Here is a 23745-nt window from a genome sequence, read left to right as displayed (position 1 = left end):
CCATCCAGGATACACTGTTGTGGGAGGTCGGGTGGGGGCGTGGGCTGGTGCCGCTAAAATCCGCCCATGGCGGATTTTCAAACTCAACTGGTGAACAGGGCTTTCCGGATGACGGCATGGACGCCGTAGTTGCCGTTGACGATCTGCGAGACGCCGAAATCGACGCCCACCGAGAGCAGCGAGATCGCCTCGTCCTCGGTCAACTGCTTGGCGGTCATCAGGAACCGGCGCGCCTTGCGGAAGGCATCGCGCATGGCGGCGTCGATCGAGGATTGCTTGTAGACCTCGCTCTGCGCATCCTCGCCCAGTTCCTTGAGATAGTCGGGATGGCTGAAGCCCATGACGACCCATTCGGTCTCGGTCTCGATCAGCGGATAGTCGACGTCCTTGAGCTGCTCCATCAGCCCCGCCGCCTTGTGGTGGACCACCTGGACCAGCCCGGTCATCGAGCATTCGATGGCCGTGCCACAAAGCTCGCTGTCGCCTTGCGAGGCATGGGGATCGCCCAGCGAGAGCAGCGCGCCCGGCACCTGCACCGGCAGGAACACCCGCGCGCCCGGCCCGGTGCGCCAGTTGTCGAGATTGCCGCCGTAGCTCGCCGGAGGCACCGAATCGACCAGCCCGTTGTGGGCCGGGGCGACCGCGATCACGCCGAAGTGCGGACGGATCGGAATCTCGACATTGCGCAGCACGTCGTAATTGCGCTCGATGGTCTCGGGATCGACCGGCACGCCGGGATAATCGTAGCGCGCGTGAATCACCCCCGAGGGATCGACCTGCGGCGTCCAGCGATAGGAGTAGACCGCATGGGCCGTGGGCAGGCGTCCGCCCGCAGCCTCGACTTCGTAGATCGTCACCACCTCGCGCTGTTTCGGCTCGGTCAGCAGGTCGTTGTAATGGAAGCCCCAGTAAGTCGCCGCGTTCGAGCCGAAGCACTTGCCCGCAAAGCGCGGATTGCCGCTGGGCCGAGGCTTGAGATCGAGGATGCGCACTTCAACGAGGTCGCCCGGCATCGCGCCCTCGATGTGAATCGGGCCGGTGCAGATGTGGACGCCGAAGCCCTCGCCCGGCCCCCGCCCCAGCGCGCTGGCATCCATCGGCCCCGCCCCGCGCCGGTCCACCGCCTTGCCGGTCTCGTCCCAGCGATAGACGCTCTCGATGCCGGGATCGCCCTCGACCATGCGCTCGTGGTCGTCGTTGGCATGGTGAGTCAGCGCCTCGATCGTCACGAAGTCGCCCGAACGGACATGGAGCGCGGGCTTCAGGTCCTTGCTGAGGTAGCCCCAGTGAATCGTCTCGGGCGTGGCGGGAAGATGGTGATGGCGCGAGATGCCGGTATCGCCGAGCACGGCCGGTCCCATCGGCCGGTCGGACCGTTCCGCCTCCTCGGCATCGGCCGTCAATTCCGGCTCGCTCTCCGCCTCGACGATCTCGGGCTTCGCGCGGTCCTTGCGCGCAGGACGGCCCCGGCGCAGCAGTTCGACCGCTTCCTGCTCCTGCGGCGGCGCCTTGCGGTACTCGCGGGGGGATATGCCGTATTGCTCGCGGAAGGCGCGGCTGAACGAGGCGCTGTCGTTGAAGCCCCATTCGAACAGGATATCGGAAATCGACTTCTGGACGTGGAGCGGACTGCGCAAGTCCAGTCGGCAACGTTCGAGCCTGCGCACTTTCACATAGTGGCCGAAGCTGTCGTTGATCGATTCGAACAGCTTCTGGAGATAGCGCGGCGAGATGCCGTGCTCGGCGGCGACTTGCTGGTAGCTGAGGTCCGGGTCGGAAAGGCGGATCTCGATGGTCTGGAAGATGCGCTCCAGCAGCGCCGCGCGCATGCCTGCCGCGCCGCCCATGGCCTTGGCCGGGGCATTGTCGAGCAGGCTGGTGACGAGGAATTCGGGAAAGGCCAGTTCCACCGGCCGTGCCTGGTCGGTGGTGATGTCCGAGATCGTGTCCGCCAGCGAGCGCAACATGCCCGAGAACACCCGCGCCGCGCCGCTGTCCGTCGCGATCTTGCGCGGCGGCCCGCTGATCGGGGTCTTGAGCCGGGCGCTGAGTTCGCTGTGCGGCACCTGGACGATCAGGCTGCGGTTGTCGCCGGTGAAGGCAAGGTGGACCGGGCTGTCCCCGCGCCCGCAGATCATCTCGCCATCGGCAAGGCGCAGCTCCTGTCCGGCATCGCGCACGGTGGCGCTGCCGTCCAGCACCATGGCGAGCCAGTAAGTGGCGGGCTGGTCGCGAAAGTCGATGGTCCAGGACTGGGGCGTGCCGGTGACGCGGATGAAGTCGATCCCGGTGCTGGCACGGAACTGGATGAGTTCGCCGTAGAGCGCGGCATCGTCCGCCTCGTCGAGCGTCAGCGACAGCCGCTTGAGCGCGAAACGCCAGGCGTCGCGCCGCTGTTCCTTGGGATAGACGTTCGTCGTGATACGCAAGCGAGAACCACCTTGAAACGGGTGGCACCCTTCCCCGGCGGGCGACCAATTGTGCTGACCTTGTCGACCTTTATGACAAAGGTCTATCGGCCGGACCGGTGCCGGGCAAGGGTGCGCAAAAGGCCTATTCGAAAGGCGTCTCGTTACCGTACACACTGGTTCCGGTCTGCGCCTTGGGCGCGGCTCCCCGGCCGCACACGGCCAACATGGTGAGCGCATAGACCAGCGTGCTGGAGGCCATGTCCTCCGGGGTCGGGCGCCAGCGCGGCATGCCGGTGGTCACGGCGGGCACGCGGTGCATGTTGAACACGTTATGATCGCGCCACATGCTGGAATAGACCGGGTGCGCCGGCTCCACTGCCGTGCCGCGCGCCAGCCGGGTGGCGGCATCGACGGCACCGACCAGCGGGGCGACTTCGGAAGGCCGCGCCTCGAAGCCGTGCCGCACGACCATCGGCTCCACGTCGAAAGCCTCCACGTCCACGCCGCGCATGGCCTCCATGATGCCGTGATAGGCGTCGGCGGCCTTCTGGCGCGGGTTCAGCGAGACGTCGATGTAGAGCGCGCAGACTTCGGTGCCCGCGCCGAAGTCGATCGGCATGCCGCCACGCACCGAGGCGATCTGGACCTTGGGATGGATCGCGCCGCTGGCAGTCTCCATCGTGGATTCGCGTTCGAACTTCAGGCCCCAGGCGTGGAGCGCATCGATCACCGGACCGAGCCGGTAGATCGGATTCGGGTGACGGCGCGGATCGGCGGGGGCATCGAGGATCGGCGAGAATACGCCCTGCCCGAAGATCCGCACCCGGTAGAGCGCATAGCCGCAGCCCTGCCAGGTGAGGCCGAAGTCAGTGCCTTCGGCGGCGATCGCATAGTCCGGCGCGACGCCGCCGTGGTGGAACAGGTAATGCGCGCCGATGTCCTTGCCGTTCCAGCCGATGCCGGAGAATTCCTCGATCGGCTCCGGCCCGATCTCACCGGGGCAGGCGGTGAGCCAGGTCTTGCCGGCAAGGCCGATGCCCGCTTTGCGCAGCGCCTTGGCGGCGATCAGGAAGCAGGACATCGGCCCGCGATCGTTGCTGATCGGATAGCCGCGCAGGCGGCCTTCCTCGTCGAGCCAGCACCGGGTCCATTCCGGGTCGGCCAAAGTGGACTCGCGGTAGCGGAACTTGTCGTGCTCGCGCATGCCGCTCGGGGATTCGGTGTCGAGATGCGCGGTGAACAGCAGGTTCGCACCGCGCCCACTTCCGCCATATTCGCCGATCACATTGGGCCGTTCGGGCGTGGCGCCGACCTTGCGGGGGTTGAAGCCCTCCTTCGCCATCCAGTCGTGGACGAACTCCGCCGCCGCCAGTTCCTCGCGAGAGCGGCTGGGGATGTTGCCCAGAGTCAGCGCCAGTTCGACCAGTTCGTCGGTGTCGATGGCCGCGGCGATGGCGGCGCGCTCTTCCTCGCTTACCGCATAGGGCGCCTTCGCAGGATCGGCGAAAGCAGGGACAGGATCGGGCATGTCGGCCAAAGTCTTGGGCTCCGTGAAAGTCAGTGGCCTACCGCGAAGCGCGCTTCGCTCTCGGTCTCGCGGCCGTAACGCGGCAGCAGCGTGAGCAGCAGTGCACCTGCCACCAGCGCCGCGCCGACGCCGACCAGTGCCGGGCGATAGGAATGGCGCGCATCGAACACGAGGTCGAGCAGGATCGGCGTCGTCCCCTGCGCGGCGATCACGGCGGAATACATCGCACCGATCACCGAGCCGAAATGCTTCGTGCCGAAATAGCGGGCGATGAAATAGGGCAGCGCCCCGAACTGGCCGCCCAGCCCCACGCCCAGCAAGGCGCCGCCGAGGATCAGCAGCGGCATCCCTTGCGCCGTTTCGAGCAGGATCAGCCCCAGCACCGCCATCAGGTACATCGGCACAGCCACGCGCGGGGTCGGGATCTTGTCCATGATCCGCCCGGTGGCGATCTGCCAGCCGGACGTGACGAGCGCGAAGACGCTGACGACCGCCGTGCCCGTCGCCACCGAGAAGCCCCGGTCGGACAGGATCGGCACGACATGGCTGAACACCGCCGTGGTGCCGCCAGCTCCTGCCGCCAGCGCGATCAGGATCAGCCAGAACATCGGCGTCTGCGCCGCCTCGCCCAGAGTCATGCCGTCCCGTTCGGCCGCCGTCCCGGCGCCGGCCACGGCGACACGGTCGCGCAGCAGTACGAAGAGCAGCGGCAGCGCGACCACCAGCATGAAACCGGCAATCCCGAGATAGCCCGCGCGCCAGCCCCAGGTCTGCACCAGCACGGCGGCGAGCACCGGCAGCACCACCGAGCCGATTCCGCAGCCGCCGCCCGCGCTGATGCCGAGCGCGGTGCCGCGATTCTCATCGAACCAGTCGGCGATCACTTTCTGGAAGATCGGCGTCCCCGCCATCGCCCCGAACGCCGCGAGCACGGTGAAGGTCGCATAGAACTGGACAAGGCTGCCGCTCGTCAGCGCCAGTGCGGCGATCGAGAGCGCCAGGCCCAAGGTGCCGACCAGCAGCGTCGTGCGCGCGCCCGCCCTGTCGATATGGCGTCCGATCAGCGGATAAGTCACCGCGCCGACCAGCGCGAGGATGCCCAGCACGCCCGACACGCTCGCCCGGCTCCAGCCGAACGCCTCGGTCAGCGGCACCAGGAACAGGCCGAAGACGGCATGGACGGCGGGCGTCACGCTCACCGCATTGCCGAGCGTGCAGGCGAACAGCACGCCGCCCTTCGATCCGCGCGGAGACAGGTTCACGGACATCGGACGGCAACTCCTTGGTGGGTTCGGCGCTGGATTCGGGGCTGGCTTCAGATCGTTCGGTTCAGCCGTCTGCACCCTTGCCCCAGGCGGCTTCGACGGCCTCGGTGGTGGTCAGCAGCACGCAGTTCTTTTCCATCGCCGAGAGCGAGCTTTCGTGAAGCCCCGCCTCGTAGGCGGCGCTGGCATCGGAAACGAGGAACACGTCGTAGTCGTGGTGGAAGGCCGAGCGCGCGGTCTGGTCCACGCAGCAATCGGTGGTGAGGCCGCAGATCACCAGCGTCTCGATTCCCCTCGCCCGCAGCCGGGCGTCGAGATCGGTGCCGTGGAAGCTGTCGTAGAGTAGCTTGGCGATCTCGATATCGCCCGGCTCGGGGAAGATGCGGTAGTAGTCCGCGCCGCCGTCCGCGGCGCGGCAGATCGCCTCGCCTCCCGGCTGGCCGCGCCGCGCCATCAGCGTCCTGAGCGCGCGCGAATCCGTTTCGGGGCTGGTGACGACGCGCATCAGCGCAACGGTGGCCCCGGCACCGCGCGCCGCCGCCACCAATTTCTCGCAGTTGTCGATCGCCGCCTCGGCGGGCGCGAGATCGACGCCGTAACGACCCAAGAGGCCATGCGGGGCGGCGAAATCGACCTGGATGTCGACGACGACCAGCGCCGTCGTCGCCGGATCGATCATCGGTGGCAGCCCCGCCGGATCGACGTGGGGAAGGTCCTCGGTCCGCAGCGGCATCAGTTTGCCACCGGCATTGCGACCCTGCCGGGGAAGCGCTCGCGCAGGACCGGCAGGATTTCCGCGCCGAACACCGGAAGCGCCTTCAGGTAATCGTCGAAGATCAGCATCAGCCCGTCGGTGCCGGAAACCTCCAGCAACTCGCCGAGCTGCTCGGTCACGCTCTTCGCGCTGCCGACGATCTGCGCCGACATGAACGAGCTGCGCGCCTTGCGGGTGAAGTCGTTCTCCTTGCCGATCTCCGCATCGAGGAATCCGTAGGCGCGCATCATGCCCGCCAGCGCCCCTTCGTCGAGACCTGCCGCGTAAAGCTCCGCGCGGCTTTTCGCGGCCGCATCACTTTCGTCGATCACCAGCGTCATCATCGAATAAGTACGGATGTTACGGCCATATTCGGAGGCGATCGCCTTGGCGCGGTCGCTGTTCTTCGCGAGTTCCGCACCCGTGCCGCCGGACAGGAAGATCGCGTCCATTTCCTCCGAGGTGAGCCGCATGCCAATCTCGGACGACCCCGCGCAGACGAGGAACGGGCGCTGTTCCGGCTTGGGCCAGGATTCGCAGTCTTCGAGGGTGAAATAATCGCCCTTCAGGGTGACCGAATCCTCGCTCCACAGCGCCTTCACCGCGCGGACCCATTCATAGGCGAGATCGTAGCGCTGGTCGTGATTCACGTCCTCGGGCCAGGCGCCCATCTGCGCGAATTCGCCCTTGTAGGAGCCGGTCACCACATTGAGACCGGCCCGGCCGCCGCTCACCTGCTGAAGCGTCGCCATCATCTTGGCCGCCACCGCCGGGTTTTGGAGCAGGGTGTGCAGCGTGGTGACGATCCGGGTCTTGTGCGTCACTTCGCTGAGCGCCGCCATCAGCACGATCGGATCGAGCGAGGAATCCCAGTGCTTCGTCTCGCCGCCATAGCCGCGGAACTTCGACATCGACATGATGAAGTCCAGCCCCGCCGCTTCCGCCAGCACCGCGCACTGACGGTTGTAGGCATAGGACCCGTCCAATTCGGGCTTGTTCCGAGACAGGATCCAGCCGCCGTTGGCCACCGGCAGGAACAATCCGAGGTCCTTGCCGCCATTGTCCGAAGGCAGTCCGAAGGGCGTCATGGGAAACTGGTTCATCATATCCTCTTGTGGGCCACGGTCAGGCGCTGCGATATTGCCTGCAAATCAGCTTAGGGAAGCGGCCGAAGGCTTCTTGATCGGCAGCGCATGTTCTGTTGCGGACCTTTCCGGCGAAAGCCTTTCCGGTGCAGGACGTCCGACGAGGTCCTCCACCGCCTCGCGCGTGGGCATGGCGGGCGCGGCCCCCTGCCCCAGCGTGCAGAGCGCGGCGGCGGCGGTGGCATAGGGCAAGGCTTCCTCCAGGCAGCGCCCTTCGTCGAGCAGGGCCGCCAGGGCGCCGCAGAAGCAGTCTCCCGCGCCGATGGTGTCGACCGGGATCACCGGCAGCGAGGGTACGTGGAGGTGCCGATCTGCCCATACCGCCAGAGCGCCCGCCGCGCCGAGCGTGACGATGGCCGCCTGCCCTTCGCGGCACAGCAACCCGCGCGCGGCCCCCGCAATGGCGGCCATGTCGTCATTCCCCTGCACCGCATCCAAGCCGAGGAAGGCCGCCGTCTCGTGCTGGTTCACGATCAGCAGATCGACATGCTCGAACAGCGCCCTGCCCTCGACCACCGCCGGAGCGCCGTTGAGGATGCGGATCGCCTTCGACTTCGCGAAGACCGGCAGCAGGGCCGCAACCGGCACTTCGAGTTGGGCCAGCAGCACCCCTTCGCTGACCGGCCGGGCATCGCGCAGGCGGGCATTCGCGCCGGGCACCACGATGATCTGGTTCTCGCCTTGCGAATCCACCGCGATATAGGCGGTGCCGGTATCGACGCCGGGCAGCGTGGCGACGCCGCCGACATCGATCCCGTCCGCCTTCAGACGCGAGAGCATCCAGCTTCCGGCATCGCCTTCTCCCACCGCGCCGACCATGTAGGTCTTCGCCCCCATGCGCGCCGCCGCGACCGCCTGATTCGCGCCCTTGCCGCCGGGCAGCCGAGCAGTGGCCGAAGCCAGTACCGTTTCGCCCGGCCGGGGGAGATGCTCCAGCGAAGTGATGATATCGAGATTGATCGAACCGAAGATGTGAACTGCCAAAGCCGTCACCCTAATCTGGCGCCAACCGGTTTTGCGCCCTTCCGTTTCTCAGGGGCTGCATGGCGCTCCCGAAGAGGTCAAGCACGACCCGCCTGCGTGCGCGCTGCCGCAACAATTGCGGTTGCCAGCGCAAAGAGCGCCGCTCGGCCCTCCCCCTAATCTGATGCTTGACCGGAACCGCACCGGCCCCGGAAACCATACGCCCAATCCGAAGGGATACGAAGCATGACGAATTGGCTCATCACCGGCATCGGCGGCGGCCTCGGCCGCGCCGTGGCACAGGCGGCACTGGCGCGCGGAGATACGGTGGTAGGCACTACCCGCAGCGCCGGAGATGCCGCCTTCGCAGGCCTCGCACCGGGCCGCGCCCATGTCCTGACCGTCGACCTCACCGACGAGGCATCGGTTCAGGCCGCCGTCGCCAAAGCCGAAGAACTGACCGGCGGGATCGACCGCCTGCTCAACAATGCCGGCTACGGACTGGTCGGCGCCGTCGAAGAAGTCTCCATCGACGAGGCGAAGGCCCTGTTCGATATCAATCTGTTCGGCGCGGTCCGCATGATTCAGGCCGTGCTCCCCGCCATGCGCGCACGGCGCAGCGGGCACATCGTCAACGTAACCTCGGTTTCCGGTCATGCACCGTGGTCGGGCACGGGCATCTATGGGGCGACCAAGTATGCGCTCGAATGCATGGGGCAGACTTTAGCGCAGGAAGTGGCGCCCATGGGCATCCGCGTGACCAACGTGGCCCCCGGCGGCTTTCGTACCGGCTTCGCCGCCTCGGGCCTCAGGGTCGCCGCAAGGGACATCGCCGACTACGAGGACGGTGCCCATTTCGCCCGCCGCAGCCTGACCGAGGGCGCTGGTGCCGAAAAGGGCGATCCGGCCCGCGGCGCGCAAGCGATCCTCACCGCGCTGGATGCGGCCGAACCGCCGCTGCACCTGTTCCTCGGCGAGGACGCGCTGCACTATGCCCGCGACCAGATCGGCTTCGTCGGCAAGCAGATGGATGAATGGGAAGCGCTGTCGCTCTCCACCGCATTCGAACCGGTCTGAGAAACGCCCGGCCTCCTTGCTCGTCATTGCGAGCGTAGCGAAGCAATCCAGGGCGGTCCTGCACGACTCTGGATTGCTTCGCTACGCTCGCAATGACGACAGATGATCCGCGAAGCCCAGTTCAGACTGAGGCCGCCCTAACCGCCTTACCGCTTCGGCTGGGGCAGCGGCGCGGCGGTGGCATCGGCCTTGGCGTCCGCTTCGGCCTCCTGGCGCTTGCGCTGCTCGAAATAGGCGTTCTCGGCTTCCTCGACACGCTTCTGCTGCGCGGCGGCATCGGCGTCGATGGTGGAGAGGCGCTTCTCGCGCTCGGCCTGGATCAGTTCGCTGAACCGGACCTCGGAACCGTTCTTGCGCTCGGCAGCGGCCTGGTTGATCAGCTTCTGGGTGCAGCCCGAAGCGCCGCCTGCACCGACCGGCGAGCAGCTCATGTTACCGAAGGCGCCGACCGTCTCGTAGGCCTGCACCTTGTTGGTCCAGGCTTCCGACTGCGGGCGGTCGATGCCGCGCAGCGGCTCGGGAATGCGGAAGCGTTCAGACTCGGCCTTGCGCGCGCAGACGGTGATCTCGCCGCCGCTCGACGCCGGGCAAGGGTCGTCACCGTAGATGATGAGCTGGTTCACCTTATCGTCGCCCGAGCCCGAATCTTCGGCAGCCGAAGAGGACGTCTGGGCAGCGGCGGGCAGCGCGCCGAGAGTCAGCCCCAGGCCGAACGTGGCGATGGCTGCGGCAGTGGTCAGGAGGCGCGTCATGGGATTGCTCCAGCTTGGTCGAGGTCTTGGCAGGACCGATATAGGGTCTCGCCGCCTCGAACAGTATCTCAAGGTATCATGCCGCCCTTCTTGGGCGACAATATAACGTCCGGATTTCAGATTCTTTCCGAGAGCTTGATCGCCACGCGGCAACCCAGCCGGATCGCATTGAACAGGATCGGATAGCCCGGTGCCTTTTCTGCCCCTGCCGCCAGAGCCGCATCGCGGTGCTCCCGCTCCTCGTCGCGGAACTTGCTGATCACCCCGCCCAGTTCCGGGTCCTCGTCGCCAAGGTCCTCGATCTGCTCGGTATAGTGGCGGTCGATCTCGGTCTCGATCGCGGCGGTGCAGGCCATGGCCGCTTCCGGGCCGATCAGCGCCGTCGCCGCGCCCAGCGCATAGCCGGCCACCGACCAGACGGGCTGGAGCAGCGTCGGCCGCACACCACGCTCCGCCAGCATGGCGTCGAACCGGGCCTGGTGCTCGGCCTCCTGCTCGGCCATCCCGGCGATCTCGGTCGAGTGCGGTGCCCGCGCGCCCATTACCGCGAGCTGGCCCGCATAGATTCGCGTGGCACCGAATTCACCGGCCTGGTCGACCCGGATCATCCGCGCGGCCTTCGATGATGTCATGACGGAACCTTGCGGCTGCGGGCGACGAGGCCGAACACGGCCAGCGCACCCAGGGTGGAAATCAGGAAGTTGAAGCCCGCCAGCGAAATGCCGCCGAGCGTCCAGGGGGCAACGTCGCAGCGGATCACCGGGGCGTTGAGGATCGCCTCCATCGGATCGACGCCCGCCGCGAAGGGTGTGGACGTGCAGGCGGTCATGCCCTGCCACCAGCCGTATTCGACACCGGCATGATAGCCACCGATCAGGCCCGAAGTCAGGACGGCGAGCGCCGCCACCGCCACCAGCGGACGCACCGGCCGCCAGAAGAAGGCCAGCGCCGCGAAGACGATCGCGAACATGTGCGGATAGCGCTGCCACCAGCACATCTCGCAAGGGTGAAGCCCGAAGACGTACTGGCTGACATAGGCCCCGCCGAGCAGGACCACGGGGACGGCGAGCGCAAGTGCGCGAGCGGCGCGCAGGGGAGCGGCAACGGCAACTGTCATTACGGGCAGCCTCAGTCCTTCTGCGCGGTCTTGGGAGCGGCCGGTACGGTTGCCGCCGGGGCCGTGTAGCGGGCCAGCGCGGGCTTGCCGACGGTGCGGCGCAGCGTGTCGACCGCGTAAGTCAGCTGGAAGTCGGTGATGCCCTGCTTCTTCAGGTCCTCGGCCGAAGCCTTGAAGCGCGGATCCGCCGCCTTGTCGGTCTCCAGTTCCTTGTCGTCCAGCGAGGCTTCGTTGATGAGGTGGCCGCGAAGATCGGACTCACGCACGGCACGCTCGGCGCGCAGGCGGGCATCCGGGTCGGACAGCTGCGGAACCTTGATGTCGGGCAGGATGCCGCCTTCCTGCACCGAATGGCCGGAGGGCGTGAAGTAACGCGCCGTGGTCAGCTTCACGGCGCTGTTCTTGTCGAGCTGGATGAACGACTGCACCGAACCCTTGCCGAACGTCCGCTCGCCCATCACGACCGCGCGGTGCTGGTCCTGAAGCGCGCCCGCGACGATCTCGGAGGCCGAGGCCGAACCTGCATCGACCAGCACGACGATCGGCATGTCCTTCACGACATCGCCCTTGAATACGGATTCGGCGCGGTAATACTGGTTCTCGCTGGCGATCCGGCCGCGCTGCGACACGATCACGCCCTTGTCGAGGAACAGGTCCGAAAGCGCCACCGCCTCGTCCAGCGAGCCGCCGGGGTTCGAGCGCAAGTCGAGCACCAGACCGTCGAGCTTGGTGCCCTTGGTCGCGGCCTGCTTCTTGAGGTCGGCAATGCCCTTGTTCACGAAGTTGCCGACATCGCGCGAGAACTCGTTCACCGAGATCACGCCGACGTCGTCCTTCAGTTCCCAGGTGACCGGCTCCAGTTCGATCACGCCGCGCGTCACGGTGACGTCGAAGGGCTTGTCGCGGCCGGGGCGATAGATCGTCAGGCGGATCGAGGTGCCCGCCTGCCCGCGCATCTTCGACACCGCCTCGTCGAGGTCGCGTTCGTAATAGAGCACGCCGTCGAGGTGGGTGATGTAGTCGCCCGCCTTGAGTCCGGCCTTTTCCGCCGGGCTGCCCTTGAACGGCGAGACGATCTTCACCGCGCCGTCATCCTCGACCACCGAGAGGCCGAGGCCGGTGTAGTTGCCGTCGATCATCGTCTCCAGCCGCTGGAGCGAAGGGCCGTCCAGGTAGTTGGAGTGGGGATCGAGACTGGCGAGCATGCCGTCGATCGCGCCCTTGATCAGCTTGTCGTCGTCGACCTGGTCGACGTAGTTGGCCTTGACCAGTTCGTAGATCGTGAAAAGCTTGCTGAATTCGGGATTCACGCGGCTGTCCACCGCGGCAAGACCGGACGTCGCCGCGGGAAGGACGGCAACGGCCGACACCAGCAGGGCAGCGCGCATCAGGGGAGCGAATTTCATCGGGCTTAAAGGCCTTTTCGTAGGTCGCACCGGCCGGGGACCGGGGGAATTCCTGACTGTAATCCTACAGGACCGCCTGCACAATTGCCAAGAACACGGGATTCTGTCCGCGAATAGTGGATCGGGGATGAACGGGGCGGGAATGAAGCGGCGGTGATCCTTACAGCGAACGGATATATTGTAGAGGATTCACCGCCTCGCCCTGCCGCCGCAGCTCCACCATGACGCGCGGATCGCTGGGTCCCGTCGTGCCGATCGGCGCTCCGGCCACGACCTGCCTGCCTACTTCGACATCGAGCCGGGTCAGCCCAGTCACCAGCGAGGTCCAGCCGCCCTTGTGCTCGACGATGACGATCTGCCCATAGCCCCGGTAAGGACCGGCAAAGGCGATCCGGCCCGCCGCCGGGGCGACCACCTGGGCGCTCGCCCGCGTCGCCAGCGAAAGCCCGCGCGACGGCGCCTGTCCCGGCAGGACTTCGCCGAAGCCGGTCACCAGACGGCCGGTGACGGGCAGCATGTAACTGGCCAGCCCCTCGGGGACCGGCACGAATTGCGAGGCATCGATCACCCGCGTCTCTTCCGGGCGCGGCGGGCGCATCGTCGGCCCCGGCAGCGCCGCAAGCTGTTCGCGCAAGGCGCCCTGCTCGCCCATCCGGTCGACGAGATCGCCGAGGTCGCGGGCCTTTTCGGCCAATGCCAGCGCGCGCTCACCCTCGCGCGCGGCGATGCCGCTGGCCTCGCGCCCGGCCAGGCGCTGGCGCGATTCGAGGATCGCCAGCGCCTGGCGCCGCTCCCGCATCTCGCCTTCCATCTGGGCAAGCTGGTGTCCGGCGGCCACGGCCTGCTGCTCCAGCATGCGGCCGCGCTCGATCTCGGCGCGCAGGCCGCGGGTACGGCGTTCGACCTGCGGCATCATCGTATCGAGCAAGGCCCGCAGATAGACCGCATCGCGCACCGACCCCGGACGCAGCACCGCCAGCAGCGGCGGGCGCCGCGACAATCTTTGAAGCGAGCCGGTAAGGCGCGCCAGCGGCGCCTGCTTTTCAGCAAGACGTTCGCGCAAATCGACCCGCTCGATGGCGATCAGATGCACTTTGGCCCGCTGCGCGGCGATCGCGGCTTCGGTCTCCTGGATGCGCGCGGCGATGGCGGCGGTCTCCCGCGCGGTCTTTTCGGCCTGCTCGGTAACTTCGCGCGCCCTGACTTCCAGCTTCTCGGCGCGGCGGCGCGCGGCATCGCTCTCGCGCCGGGACGCGATCATGTCGCGCTGCGCCTGGGTGGCATCGACCGCCGGATCCAGCACCGCCAGTGCGCCCGCCATTGTACTAGGCTGCGTCAGCCCCTCCCCCGCGAGCGCGGCAAGGCCGACCGCAAATGCGGCAGAGGCCATAATCAGAAGGTTGCGGGATGCAGGCTTCACGCGGGGTGATTAGGGCAGCGCGAGTCCGGCGAAAAGAGGAAAGCTTGCAGCCAAGTCCATCCCAGAGGAATCACCCGGAGCGGTGGTAGGGATGCCCCGCCAGAATCGCCGTCGCACGCCAGAGTTGCTCGGCCAGCATGGCACGGGCCATGAGATGCGGCCAGGTCATCTTGCCGAAACAGAGCAGGTGGTCAGCCCGCGCACGGGCATCGTCGCCGTGACCATCGGCGGCGCCGATCAGGAAGCGGCATTCGCGCACGCCCTCATCGCGCCAGCGCCCGAGCAGGGCGGCGAATTCCTCGGAACTCATCGCCTTGCCGCGCTCGTCGAGCAGCACTTCGCGGAACGGGGTTTGCACCGGCGGCGGCACTTTGCCGCCCACGTCCGGCAGTTCGCTATGCCGGAACGGCCAGGTCAGGCGCTTGGCATAGCGATCGAGCAGCTCCCCTTCCGGCGAGCGCGCGATCTTGCCGCGGGCAATGATGTGAAGAAGCATGTGAAAAGTGCAGGTTCACGGCGCGAAAAACCCGGCCATCACGGGGCGCAGCTGTGGCGGCGCGCCGCGATATCCGGTCGGAGCCCGGCCACGCACGCGGCCGGGTTGGTCCGTACTTCCGCCTTCCGGACGCAGCTCAGGCCGCGCCGGACGGTCCGTCGAAGCCCCACATCCTCTCGAGGTTGTAGAAGCTGCGCACTTCCGGACGGAAGAGGTGGACGATCACGCCGCCTGCGTCGACCAGCACCCAGTCGGCTGCCGGAAGGCCCTCGATACGGGAATGGCCGAAGCCGCCGTGCTTGAGGCGTTCGCCAAGTTTCTGGGCCATCGCCGCCACCTGGCGGGTCGAGCGACCGGAAGCGATCACCATGAATTCGGCGATCGTCGACTTGCCGGCAAGATCGATGGTCACGATGTCCTGCGCCTGGTCATCATCCAGGGACTGCAGGACGAGCGCCAATTGCGGGTCGTCTGACTCCACCGTGGCGAGGGGCGTTGCGCCGGTTTCGGCCGGCTGTATCTGTGCCTGTGGCATCTTAAGTAGGGTCTGCTCCTTTCAGCGACCGACCCGGCCAGGCTTTAAAAGCCTTGCCGCGCGCGATCTGATCGTTGGATTTCCGGGCATGCGAACGAGAGGCTGGCAGCCTGCTCACGCACAATCTCCGGGTATCGGGCGGTGGGTGACGTTATCTCTCAGCGATCCGGAATCCCGGTATTCGACACGTTCCGAGTCAGCCTGCGAAAGCCTGTTCATCAGCTTCCGGGCCCACTCCGGATCGGCCTGGCGTATCGCCGTGGCCGACCGCGTATCGGGGTCGAATCGCAATGTCACCAGCGCGGGTGCGCTCCACCTTTCCGGACCACGAAGACTGGGACGGGGCCTCCGGAACCTCCCCAACCAGACCATCGCGGGGCTCGCGAGGGCAGCGCCATCATACCCCGGACGGGCGATTACCGCAATCGGCATGAGTCGAGCGATGGTTCGCCAGTCTTTCCACTGGTGGAACTGGGCCAGATTGTCGGCTCCCATGAGCCATACGAAGCGCCGTTTCGGATAGCGCCGGACCAGCTTTTTCAGCGTGTCGACGGTATAGCGCGTACCCAGTTCGCGCTCGATCGCGGTGACGCGGATCGGCGCGCGGCGGGCCTGCCGCTGCGCCGAAAGCACCCGCGCGGCAAGCGGGGCCATCCCGGCTTTCGCCTTCAGCGGATTGCCCGGCGAAACCATCCACCAGACTTCGTCGAGCCCCAGCGCCTCGGCTGCGAAAAGGCTGATGCGCCGGTGCCCGCCATGGGCCGGATTGAAACTGCCGCCGAGCAGGCCGACGATCGGCCCACTGCGATTCGCGCCGTTCATGCCCGAAAGATTCGCGCTCAGGGGCGTTCCTGCCCGGTGCCGCGCACCAGCCACTTATAGGTCGTCAGCCCTTCGAGCGCGACCGGGCCGCGCGCATGGAGGCGGCCGGTGGCGATGCCGATCTCTGCACCCAGCCCGAATTCGCCGCCGTCGGCGAACTGACTGGAGGCATTGACCATGACGATCGCACTGTCGACTTCGGCGAGGAACCGCTCCGCCGCTGCCGGGTCGGCTGCGATGATGGCATCGGTGTGGTGCGAGGAGTGCGCCGCGACATGGTCCATCGCCGCATCCAGCCCGTCGACGACCGCCACCGACAGCACGGCATCGAGATATTCGGTATCCCAGTCCTCATCGCCGGCAGGCAGGACGCGCGGGTCGAGCGCCTGTGCACGGGCATCGCCGCGCAGTTCGCAACCGGCATCGGCCAGCGCCTTCACCACTTCGGCCGAGGCCGGGAACTGGGTGTCGAGCAGCAGGGTCTCCATCGACCCGCAGATTCCGGTGCGGCGCAGCTTGGCGTTGACCGCGATTCCCCGCGCCATCTCGGGGTCCGCCGAGGCATGGACGTAAGTATGGCAGATGCCGTCGAGATGGGCGAGCACCGGCACCCGGGCATCGGCCTGGACGCGGGCGACGAGGCTCTTGCCGCCGCGCGGCACGATCATGTCGATCAGTCCGGCCGCCGTCAGCATCGCGCCCACCACCGCGCGGTCCTGCGTCGGCACGAGCTGGACCGCCGCGCCGGGCACCCCTGCCTGTTCGAGGCCAGACACCATCGCCGCCAGGATCGCCCGGTTGGAATGAAGCGCCTCGCTGCCGCCGCGCAGCAGCACCGCGTTGCCCGAGCGCAGGCAGAGCGCCGCGGCATCGGCGGTGACATTGGGGCGACTCTCGTAGATGATGCCGATCAGCCCGATCGGAATGCGCACGCGCGACAGCTTCAGGCCGTTGGGCCGCTCGCTTTCGGAAATCACTTCCCCGACCGGATCCGGCAGACCCGCGACTTGCTCCACGGCATCGGCGATCCCGGCCAGACGCGCGGAATCGAGCCGCAGACGGTCGAGCATGGCCCCGGTCAGCCCCTTCGCCTCACCCGCCGCAACATCCTGCGCATTGGCGGCGAGGATCGCCGGTTCCGCCGTCCGCAGCGCGGCGGCGGCGGCACGAAGCGCCTCCGCCTTCTGCGCATCGCTCAGGCGGGCCAGCACGCGCTGGGCAGCGCGGCCATTGACGGCCAGGCGGGCAACGAGCGCTTCGGGAGTCTCGTTGAGAGTACCCTCGAGGGCCTCTGCGGCAAGAGTGGTCTGCACGGTCATGGATTCGGCCTAGCACCCTTGTACAGCACTGTCACCGATCACCGCCGAGCGTACTGCACGGTTTTGAACGCAGTTGCCAAGCCATTTTAAAACCGTGCTTTTTCGGCGAATCACCCGAAACGGGAGATGAACGGCTCAGCCGACAATTGGCACAAGTTCCTCAGCTCATCGCAAGCATGGTTCGATTCAGCCGGATTCCGCAGGGAGTCACGGCCAGCCGATTCGCCTTGGCGCAAGCCTCCTGCTAGCTCGCCAGTCCGGGTCAGGCCAGTCGCGTTCGTCGCGGGCCGAAAGAAATTTACGCGGGGTCGTTTTGAAACTCACATCTGCCGGGACGCTCAGCAAGCGTCTCAAGGCGGCGTTCCCGGATCGCGAGTTCATCATGCGATCTCACGGGCAGGTCCGCTTTATCCGCATTTCGTCGCGCATGCAGAAGGCCGCTGCCGGCGTCGCGGTGTCGCTGCTCGGCGCCTGGTGCGTGTCGATGGGCGCGATGGCCGTCTCCCAGTTCTCCGCAACCAGCGAACAGGCCGCGCTCGCCAGCCGCGAGGCCCAAGTGGCCGACGCCGCCGGGCAGGTCCGCCGCTACCGCGAAAACCTGGACGATACCGTCGCCAGTCTCGCCCGCCGCCAGCAGTTCATCGAAAAGATGGTGGATGCCCATATCGGCGAACTGCCCGACGAGGCCCAGAACGGCGCCCCCAACGCAGCAGACGCCCAGACCGCCGCACCCGAATCCAAGAAGATCAGCGCCGCCCTGCCCGAAGCGGACAAGCTCGCGCGGATCGAAGCCGACCAGAGCGCCTTCGTCGAACGCCTGACCCGCTACGCCGATCGCCGCGCCGCCCTCGCCTCCGACGCCATTCGCAAGCTCGGCCTGAACCCCGGCCCGATGCTGGCCCGTGCCCGCTCCAAGGTTGCCGAAGGTGGTCCGCTCGAAAGTCTCGCCACTGCTGCCGACGGTTCGCTGGACCCCAGCTTCAAGCGCCTCGGCCTCAGCCTCGCCCGCATGGACGCGCTGGAAAACGGCCTCGCCTCGATTCCGCAGGTCCAGCCTGCCCACGTCGCCTATGTTTCTTCGAGCTACGGCTATCGCTCCGATCCCTTCACCGGGGGCGCCGCGTTCCATGCCGGTCTCGACTTCCCCGGCCCGATGGGCTCACCGATCTACGCAGCCGCCAAGGGCAAGGTCACGTTCGTGGGCCAGCGCCAGGGCTATGGCAACTGCATCGAGATCAGCCATGGCAATGGCCTGATGACCCGCTACGGCCACCTTTCCGGATTCGGCGTTCGCGTCGGCCAGGACGTGGACGGGGGCACCCGCATCGCCGCGATGGGCAGCACCGGCCGCTCCACTGGCTCGCACCTCCACTTCGAAGTGCGCGTCAACAATCGCCCGATGAATCCGCGCCCCTTCCTGGAGGCCGCCCGCAATGTTCAGCAAGAAGCCCGATAACACCATGGTCAAGAACTTCTCCAGCCACCGCACCGGCCCGACCTCGGGCTTCTCGATGCTCGGCAACGACATCACGCTCACCGGCAATGTCGAAGCCTCGGCCGATCTCCACATCGACGGCCGCGTCATCGGCGACATCACCTGCAAAGCCCTGGTCCAGGGCGAGGACAGCGAGATCGCCGGTGGAATCTCCGCCGAATCGGTCCGTATCGCCGGAATCGTGCGCGGCACGATCGCCGCCCGCGAAGTGGTGATCCTCAAGAGCGCGCAGATCATCGGCGACGTCGCCTACGACGCGCTCACCATCGAGCAGGGCGCGCGCCTCGAAGGCCGCCTCAGCCCCAACGGCGGCCAGATGCCCCCGGCCCTCGCCCGCCTGCCCCACGCGGGTTCGAGCAGCGAGGCGGAAGTCGTCATCGCCGCCGAGTAAATCGGCTCCGCCAATCAGCAAAAAGGCCCGCGACAGGTGACTGTCGCGGGCCTTTTTGTGTTCGGAAAAACTGCCGGAGGGGCTGCCGGGAGGCGATTACTCGCCCTTTTCCCCGGCGGCTTCGGCAGCCTCTGCGGCGCGCTTGGCTTCGAGCCATGCGGCGACTTCGGCTTCCTGCGCGGCTTCGCTGGCGGCGCGCGAAGCGGCCTCACGCTCGGCACGCAGTTCCTCGATCAGGGCGTCGCGATCGTCGGTCAGACGTTCGTCGTTCTGGCCTTCGTCCTGGATACCGGCCTTCTTGGCAGCCTTGAAGACGATGAAGTCCAGTTCGCGCTGCGAGCACAGGCCCAGCGTGACCGGGTCCTTCGGCGTGATGTTCGCGATGTTCCAGTGTGAACGGTCGCGGATCGCGGCGATCGTGTTACGGGTCGTACCGATCAGCTTGCCGATCTGCGCGTCCGAAACCTCGGGGTGGTTGCGCAGGATCCAGGCGATGCCGTCCGGCTTGTCCTGGCGCTTCGAGACCGGCGTGTAGCGCGGGCCCTTGGTGCGGTTGGAGGTGACCGGAACCTTGTGCATGCGGAGCTTGTACTCCGGGTTTGCCTGGCCCTTCTCGATCTCTTCCATGGTCAGTTCGCCCGAACGCACGGGATCGCGTCCGGTATACTTGCTGGATGCCAGATCGTCGGCCATCGCCTGCACTTCGAGCATGTGCAGGCCGCAGAACTCTGCGATCTGCTCGAAGGTCAACGCGGTGCTGTCGACCAGCCACGAGGCGGTCGCGTGCGGCATCAGCGGAGTGGGCTGGCTCATGTCTCTATCTCCGGCGGAAACAATAAGGGCCGCCCCTTCGCGGAGCGGCCGTACAGAGCCGATTTAGGGAAACTTTGTCCATTCGGCAAGCAAAAGCCTTGCTTTCGGCAACTCTGTTCTGCGCAGCGCCGCCACGATTCGACCGAATGCGATCAGATTTCCAGAACGATCTTGCCGACATGGTCGCCAGCTTCCATCCGGGCATGGGCCGCGGCGGCTTCGATCAGCGGGAATCGCGTGTCCATGACCGGGCGCAGAACCCCGTCCTCGAACAGCGGCCAGGCATTTGCGCGGATCTCCTGCGCCAGCAGCGCCTTGAACGAATCCGTGCGCGGCCGCAGGGTCGATCCGGTCAGGGTGTAGCGCCGGGTCATCACCACGGCCATGTTGACCTCCGCCTTCACGCCGCCCTGCACCGCAATGGTGACATGGCGGCCGTCGGGCGCCAGGCACTTGAGATTGCGCGCCACATAGTCGCCCGCGATCATGTCCAGCACCAGATCGACGCCCCTGCCCCCGGTGATCCGCGCCACTTCCTCCACGAAGTCGCTCGCCTTGTAGTCGATCGCGTGATCCGCGCCGATCTCCAGCGCGCGGGCGCACTTGTCCGGCGAACCGCAAGTGACGATCACGGTAAGGCCGAACTGGCGGCAGAGCATCGTCGCCATCGTGCCGATGCCGCTGGTGCCGCCGTGAATCAGGATGGTCTCCCCGTCCCGCGCCCAACCCCGCTCGAAAACGTTGTGCCAGACGGTGAACAGAGTCTCCGGCAGCGCCGCCGCTTCGTCCAGAGACAGCGAATCGGGCACCGGCAGGCAGGCGTCGACTTTCGCGAGGCAATATTGCGCATAACCGCCACCGGCCACCAGCGCGCAGACCTTCTGGCCCGGCTCCAGCTCCGTCACCCCTTCGCCCAGAGCCACAACCTGTCCGGAAACTTCCAGTCCCGGTAGCGGCGAGGCGCCGGGCGGCGGCGGATACTTGCCCTGCCGCTGCACCACGTCGGGCCGGTTGACGCCGGCGAAGGCAACCTTGATCAGCACCTCGCCCGGTCCCGGCACGGGAACCGCGACGGTCATGGGCTGGAGAACCTCGGGACCGCCGGGGGCATCGAAGCCGATCGCGGTCATGGTTTTCGGTGCGTTAGCTGACATGCCTGCCCTGTTGCCACAGTCCCACTTTGAAGTGGAACATATTTTCTCGCCATTGACAGGGCCAAAGTACAGTCCGATGCTGCGGTGCAATGGACGAGGACGATCGACCGCGGCGGCGGTCAACCGAAGGAAACTTCGGAGCTGCCAGCCTTCTCGCCAGCGAAAGCCTGGATCGCTTTTCGCTGGACGAACTCGATGCACGCGTCGCGCTTCTCGAATCGGAAATCGAACGGATCAAGGCGCATCGCCAGAAGGCCTCGGCGCACATGCTGGCGGCTGAGGCGCTGTTCAAGCCCCCATTCAGGCCGGATCAAGCATGACCGGCGTCATTCTGAACCCAACCCTTTCACACCACCCTCGCAACCCTCCGGAGCGTCCCTATATATGAAATGAACCCCAGCCCTCCCAAAACTCATCCGCCCGGTTTCGGGCAAGGAGAGTCCCCCTTCCAGATGAAAGTTTTCTAGATGCCAAGTTTCGCGCAAAGCCTGGAAAAGACACTGCACTCGGCCCTGTCGCACGCTTCCGAGCGCAGCCACGAGTATGCCACGCTGGAGCACCTGCTGCTCGCCCTGATCGACGATCCGGATGCGGCACAGGTCATGCAGGCATGCGGCGTGGAGCTTGGCGACCTCGGTGACGTGGTCCGTCAGTATCTCGACCAGGAATACCAGTCGCTCAAGACCGAGGAAAAGGGCGATCCCGCCCCCACCGCCGGCTTCCAGCGCGTGATCCAGCGCGCCATCCTGCACGTCCAGTCCTCGGGCAAGGACACCGTAACCGGCGCCAACGTGCTGGTCGCGCTGTTCTCCGAGCGGGATTCCTACGCCGTCTACTTCCTGCAGCAGCAGGACATGAGCCGCCTCGACGCCGTCAGCTACATCAGCCACGGCATCGGCAAGGGCGGCAAGCGCGTGGAAGACAAGAACGCCAAGGGTGCCGAGGAACACGCCCCAACGCCCGAGGAAAAGGCCGAGGCCAAGAACGCCAGCAAGAAGGATTCGGCGCTCGACCAGTTCACCGTCAATCTCAACGAGAAGGCGCTGAACGGCAAGGTCGACCCGCTGATCGGCCGCGGCCCCGAAGTGGACCGCACGATCCAGATTCTCTGCCGCCGCTCGAAGAACAACCCGCTCTACGTGGGCGATCCCGGCGTCGGCAAGACCGCCATCGCCGAAGGTCTCGCGCGCAAGATCGTCGAGGGCGAAGTGCCCGAAGTCCTGGCCGAAGCGGTGATCTACTCGCTCGACATGGGCAGCCTGCTGGCCGGCACCCGCTATCGCGGTGACTTCGAGGAACGCCTGAAGCAGGTCGTCTCCGAACTGGAGAAGATGCCGCACGCGATCCTGTTCATCGACGAGATTCACACGGTGATCGGCGCCGGCGCCACCAGCGGCGGTGCGATGGATGCCTCGAACCTGCTGAAGCCCGCGCTGTCGGGCGGCACGATCCGCTGCATCGGTTCGACCACCTACAAGGAGTTCCGCAACCACTTCGAGAAGGACCGCGCCCTGCTGCGCCGGTTCCAGAAGATCGACGTGAACGAACCCACCGTGGAAGACACGATCAAGATCCTGCGCGGCCTGCGCTCGGCCTTCGAGGAACACCACAAGGTCAAGTACACGCCGGACGCGATCAAGACCGCGGTCGAGCTTTCGGCGCGCTACATCAACGACCGCAAGCTGCCCGACAAGGCGATCGACGTGATCGACGAAGTGGGCGCAATGCAGATGCTGGTGCCCCCCAGCCGCCGCAAGAAGACGATCACCGCCCGTGAGATCGAGGCCGTGATCGCCACGATGGCGCGCATCCCGCCCAAGTCGGTCAGTTCCGACGACAAGAAGGCGCTGGAGAATCTCGAACGCGACCTCAAGCGCGTCGTGTTCGGGCAGGACAAGGCCATCGGCGTCCTCTCCACCGCGATGAAGCTCAGCCGCGCGGGCCTGCGCGATCCGGACAAGCCGATCGGCTCGTTCCTGTTCTCCGGCCCCACCGGCGTCGGCAAGACCGAAGTCGCCCGCCAGCTCGCCTCGATCATGGGCATCGAGCTGAAGCGCTTCGACATGTCGGAATATATGGAGCGTCACTCGGTCAGCCGCCTGATCGGCGCACCTCCGGGCTATGTCGGCTTCGACCAGGGCGGCCTGCTTACCGACGCGATCGACCAGAATCCGCACTGCGTGCTGCTGCTGGACGAAATCGAGAAGGCCCACCCCGACCTGTTCAACATCCTGCTGCAGGTGATGGACAACGGCCGCCTGACCGACCACCACGGCAAGACCGTGGACTTCCGCAACGTGGTCCTGATCATGACCACCAATGCGGGCGCGTCCGACATGGCCCGCCAGGGCATCGGTTTCGGCGACACGTCCAAGGCGGATGCCGGGGACGAGGCGGTGAAGCAGATGTTCACGCCGGAATTCCGCAACCGTCTCGATGCCATCGTGCCCTTCGCCTACCTCGCCAAGGACACGATCAGCCGGGTGGTCGACAAGTTCATCCTCCAGCTGGAACTCCAGCTGGCCGACCAGAACGTCCACATCCAGTTCGACTCCGATGCACGGACCTGGCTGGGCGATCGCGGCTACGACAAGCTCTACGGTGCGCGCCCGATGGGCCGCGTGATCCAGGAGAAGGTCAAGCAGCCGCTGGCCGAGGAACTGCTGTTCGGCAAGCTGAACCATGGCGGCGAAGTGCATGTTTCCGTCAAGGACGACGGGCTGAACTTCGAACTGACTCCGGCCGCGCCCAAGGTGGTCGGCAAGAAGAAGGCTCCGGTGAAGAAGTCCTCCAAGAAGCCCGGCCCGCAGCCGGAAGCCAACGCGGACGACTGATCTCCCCGGGATTCGAAACACCGGGCCGAAATGTCCGATCGAAACGAT

Annotated in this window: 22 protein-coding genes; 5 read left to right on the top strand and 17 right to left on the bottom strand. The window is 66.6% G+C overall.

What is annotated here, in order from left to right:
* Nucleotides 1–83 precede the first annotated feature (83 nt).
* From V7066_RS12155 to V7066_RS12130, 6 genes are all read right to left on the bottom strand, one after another.
* A complete protein-coding gene (locus V7066_RS12155; protein WP_334183292.1) occupies nt 84–2429 on the bottom strand; it encodes an acetamidase/formamidase family protein in 2346 nt (781 codons plus the stop codon).
* Nucleotides 2430–2553: 124 nt separating this feature from the next.
* Nucleotides 2554–3939: a peptidase M20 gene (locus tag V7066_RS12150; RefSeq protein ID WP_334183291.1), complete on the bottom strand. Its 1386-nt coding sequence runs from the start codon at nt 3937–3939 to the stop codon at nt 2554–2556.
* A 29-nt stretch (nt 3940–3968) separates the two neighbouring features.
* Nucleotides 3969–5207 (bottom strand): MFS transporter, encoded by a 1239-nt coding sequence (locus V7066_RS12145; protein ID WP_334183290.1) that lies wholly within the window; start codon nt 5205–5207, stop codon nt 3969–3971.
* 61 nt (nt 5208–5268) lie between these two features.
* Nucleotides 5269–5937 (bottom strand): cysteine hydrolase family protein, encoded by a 669-nt coding sequence (locus V7066_RS12140; protein WP_334183289.1) that lies wholly within the window; start codon nt 5935–5937, stop codon nt 5269–5271.
* A complete protein-coding gene (locus V7066_RS12135; RefSeq protein ID WP_334183288.1) occupies nt 5937–7061 on the bottom strand; it encodes an LLM class flavin-dependent oxidoreductase in 1125 nt (374 codons plus the stop codon). Before V7066_RS12135 ends, V7066_RS12140 begins: the two co-directional genes overlap by 1 nt.
* A 48-nt stretch (nt 7062–7109) precedes the next feature.
* Nucleotides 7110–8096 carry a ribokinase gene (locus tag V7066_RS12130; RefSeq protein ID WP_334183287.1) on the bottom strand — a complete coding sequence of 329 codons (987 nt, stop codon included), beginning with the start codon at nt 8094–8096 and terminating at the stop codon, nt 7110–7112.
* 216 nt (nt 8097–8312) lie between these two features.
* On the opposite strand from V7066_RS12130, the gene V7066_RS12125 reads away from it, so the two are divergent.
* Entirely contained in the window at nt 8313–9143 is an 831-nt protein-coding gene (locus V7066_RS12125; protein WP_334183286.1) for an oxidoreductase, read from the top strand.
* 146 nt (nt 9144–9289) lie between these two features.
* Here the strand turns inward: V7066_RS12125 and V7066_RS12120 are convergent, their stop codons facing one another.
* From V7066_RS12120 to V7066_RS12080, 9 genes are all read right to left on the bottom strand, one after another.
* Nucleotides 9290–9895, bottom strand: a complete 606-nt coding sequence (locus tag V7066_RS12120; protein WP_334183285.1) for a hypothetical protein — start codon at nt 9893–9895, stop codon at nt 9290–9292.
* A 116-nt stretch (nt 9896–10011) separates the two neighbouring features.
* Nucleotides 10012–10527, bottom strand: a complete 516-nt coding sequence (locus V7066_RS12115; protein WP_334183284.1) for a demethoxyubiquinone hydroxylase family protein — start codon at nt 10525–10527, stop codon at nt 10012–10014.
* Nucleotides 10524–11012, bottom strand: coding sequence for a disulfide bond formation protein B (locus tag V7066_RS12110; RefSeq protein ID WP_334183283.1), 489 nt, complete (start codon nt 11010–11012; stop codon nt 10524–10526). The genes V7066_RS12115 and V7066_RS12110 overlap by 4 nt, the downstream gene beginning before the upstream one ends.
* Nucleotides 11013–11023: 11 nt before the next feature.
* A complete protein-coding gene (locus tag V7066_RS12105) occupies nt 11024–12418 on the bottom strand; it encodes a S41 family peptidase (RefSeq protein ID WP_334183282.1) in 1395 nt (464 codons plus the stop codon).
* A 160-nt stretch (nt 12419–12578) separates the two neighbouring features.
* A complete protein-coding gene (locus V7066_RS12100; RefSeq protein WP_334183281.1) occupies nt 12579–13808 on the bottom strand; it encodes a murein hydrolase activator EnvC family protein in 1230 nt (409 codons plus the stop codon).
* 100 nt (nt 13809–13908) lie between these two features.
* On the bottom strand, nt 13909–14334 hold the full coding sequence (locus V7066_RS12095) for a 23S rRNA (pseudouridine(1915)-N(3))-methyltransferase RlmH (RefSeq protein WP_334183280.1): 426 nt from the start codon (nt 14332–14334) through the stop codon (nt 13909–13911).
* Nucleotides 14335–14470: 136 nt separating this feature from the next.
* Entirely contained in the window at nt 14471–14869 is a 399-nt protein-coding gene (rsfS, locus tag V7066_RS12090) for a ribosome silencing factor (RefSeq protein ID WP_147216180.1), read from the bottom strand.
* Between the two features lie 114 nt (nt 14870–14983).
* On the bottom strand, nt 14984–15691 hold the full coding sequence (locus V7066_RS12085) for a nicotinate-nucleotide adenylyltransferase (protein ID WP_334183279.1): 708 nt from the start codon (nt 15689–15691) through the stop codon (nt 14984–14986).
* Nucleotides 15692–15708: 17 nt separating this feature from the next.
* Nucleotides 15709–17010: a glutamate-5-semialdehyde dehydrogenase gene (locus V7066_RS12080; protein WP_334183278.1), complete on the bottom strand. Its 1302-nt coding sequence runs from the start codon at nt 17008–17010 to the stop codon at nt 15709–15711.
* Between the two features lie 313 nt (nt 17011–17323).
* Between V7066_RS12080 and V7066_RS12075 the strand changes: the two genes are divergently transcribed.
* Together V7066_RS12075 and V7066_RS12070 are read left to right on the top strand one after the other, a co-directional pair.
* A complete protein-coding gene (locus V7066_RS12075; RefSeq protein WP_334183277.1) occupies nt 17324–18466 on the top strand; it encodes a M23 family metallopeptidase in 1143 nt (380 codons plus the stop codon).
* 4 nt (nt 18467–18470) lie between these two features.
* Nucleotides 18471–18896, top strand: coding sequence for a bactofilin family protein (locus V7066_RS12070; RefSeq protein WP_334183300.1), 426 nt, complete (start codon nt 18471–18473; stop codon nt 18894–18896).
* Between the two features lie 96 nt (nt 18897–18992).
* Here the strand turns inward: V7066_RS12070 and V7066_RS12065 are convergent, their stop codons facing one another.
* Together V7066_RS12065 and V7066_RS12060 are read right to left on the bottom strand one after the other, a co-directional pair.
* Nucleotides 18993–19709, bottom strand: a complete 717-nt coding sequence (locus V7066_RS12065) for a DUF1013 domain-containing protein (protein ID WP_334183276.1) — start codon at nt 19707–19709, stop codon at nt 18993–18995.
* 152 nt (nt 19710–19861) lie between these two features.
* Nucleotides 19862–20863 carry an NAD(P)H-quinone oxidoreductase gene (locus V7066_RS12060; RefSeq protein ID WP_334183275.1) on the bottom strand — a complete coding sequence of 334 codons (1002 nt, stop codon included), beginning with the start codon at nt 20861–20863 and terminating at the stop codon, nt 19862–19864.
* An 89-nt stretch (nt 20864–20952) separates the two neighbouring features.
* On the opposite strand from V7066_RS12060, the gene V7066_RS12055 reads away from it, so the two are divergent.
* Together V7066_RS12055 and clpA are read left to right on the top strand one after the other, a co-directional pair.
* Nucleotides 20953–21183 (top strand): DUF1192 domain-containing protein, encoded by a 231-nt coding sequence (locus tag V7066_RS12055; protein ID WP_334183274.1) that lies wholly within the window; start codon nt 20953–20955, stop codon nt 21181–21183.
* A 147-nt stretch (nt 21184–21330) separates the two neighbouring features.
* Nucleotides 21331–23697, top strand: coding sequence for an ATP-dependent Clp protease ATP-binding subunit ClpA (gene clpA / locus V7066_RS12050; RefSeq protein ID WP_334183273.1), 2367 nt, complete (start codon nt 21331–21333; stop codon nt 23695–23697).
* Nucleotides 23698–23745: the final 48 nt, after the last annotated feature.

The sequence above is a fragment of the Novosphingobium sp. genome (assembly GCF_036820275.1).
In the GTDB taxonomy this organism is placed as follows: Bacteria; Pseudomonadota; Alphaproteobacteria; order Sphingomonadales; family Sphingomonadaceae; genus Novosphingobium.
Note: the sequence above shows the minus strand (reverse complement) of the source record. Positions and strands in the feature narration are given on the sequence as shown.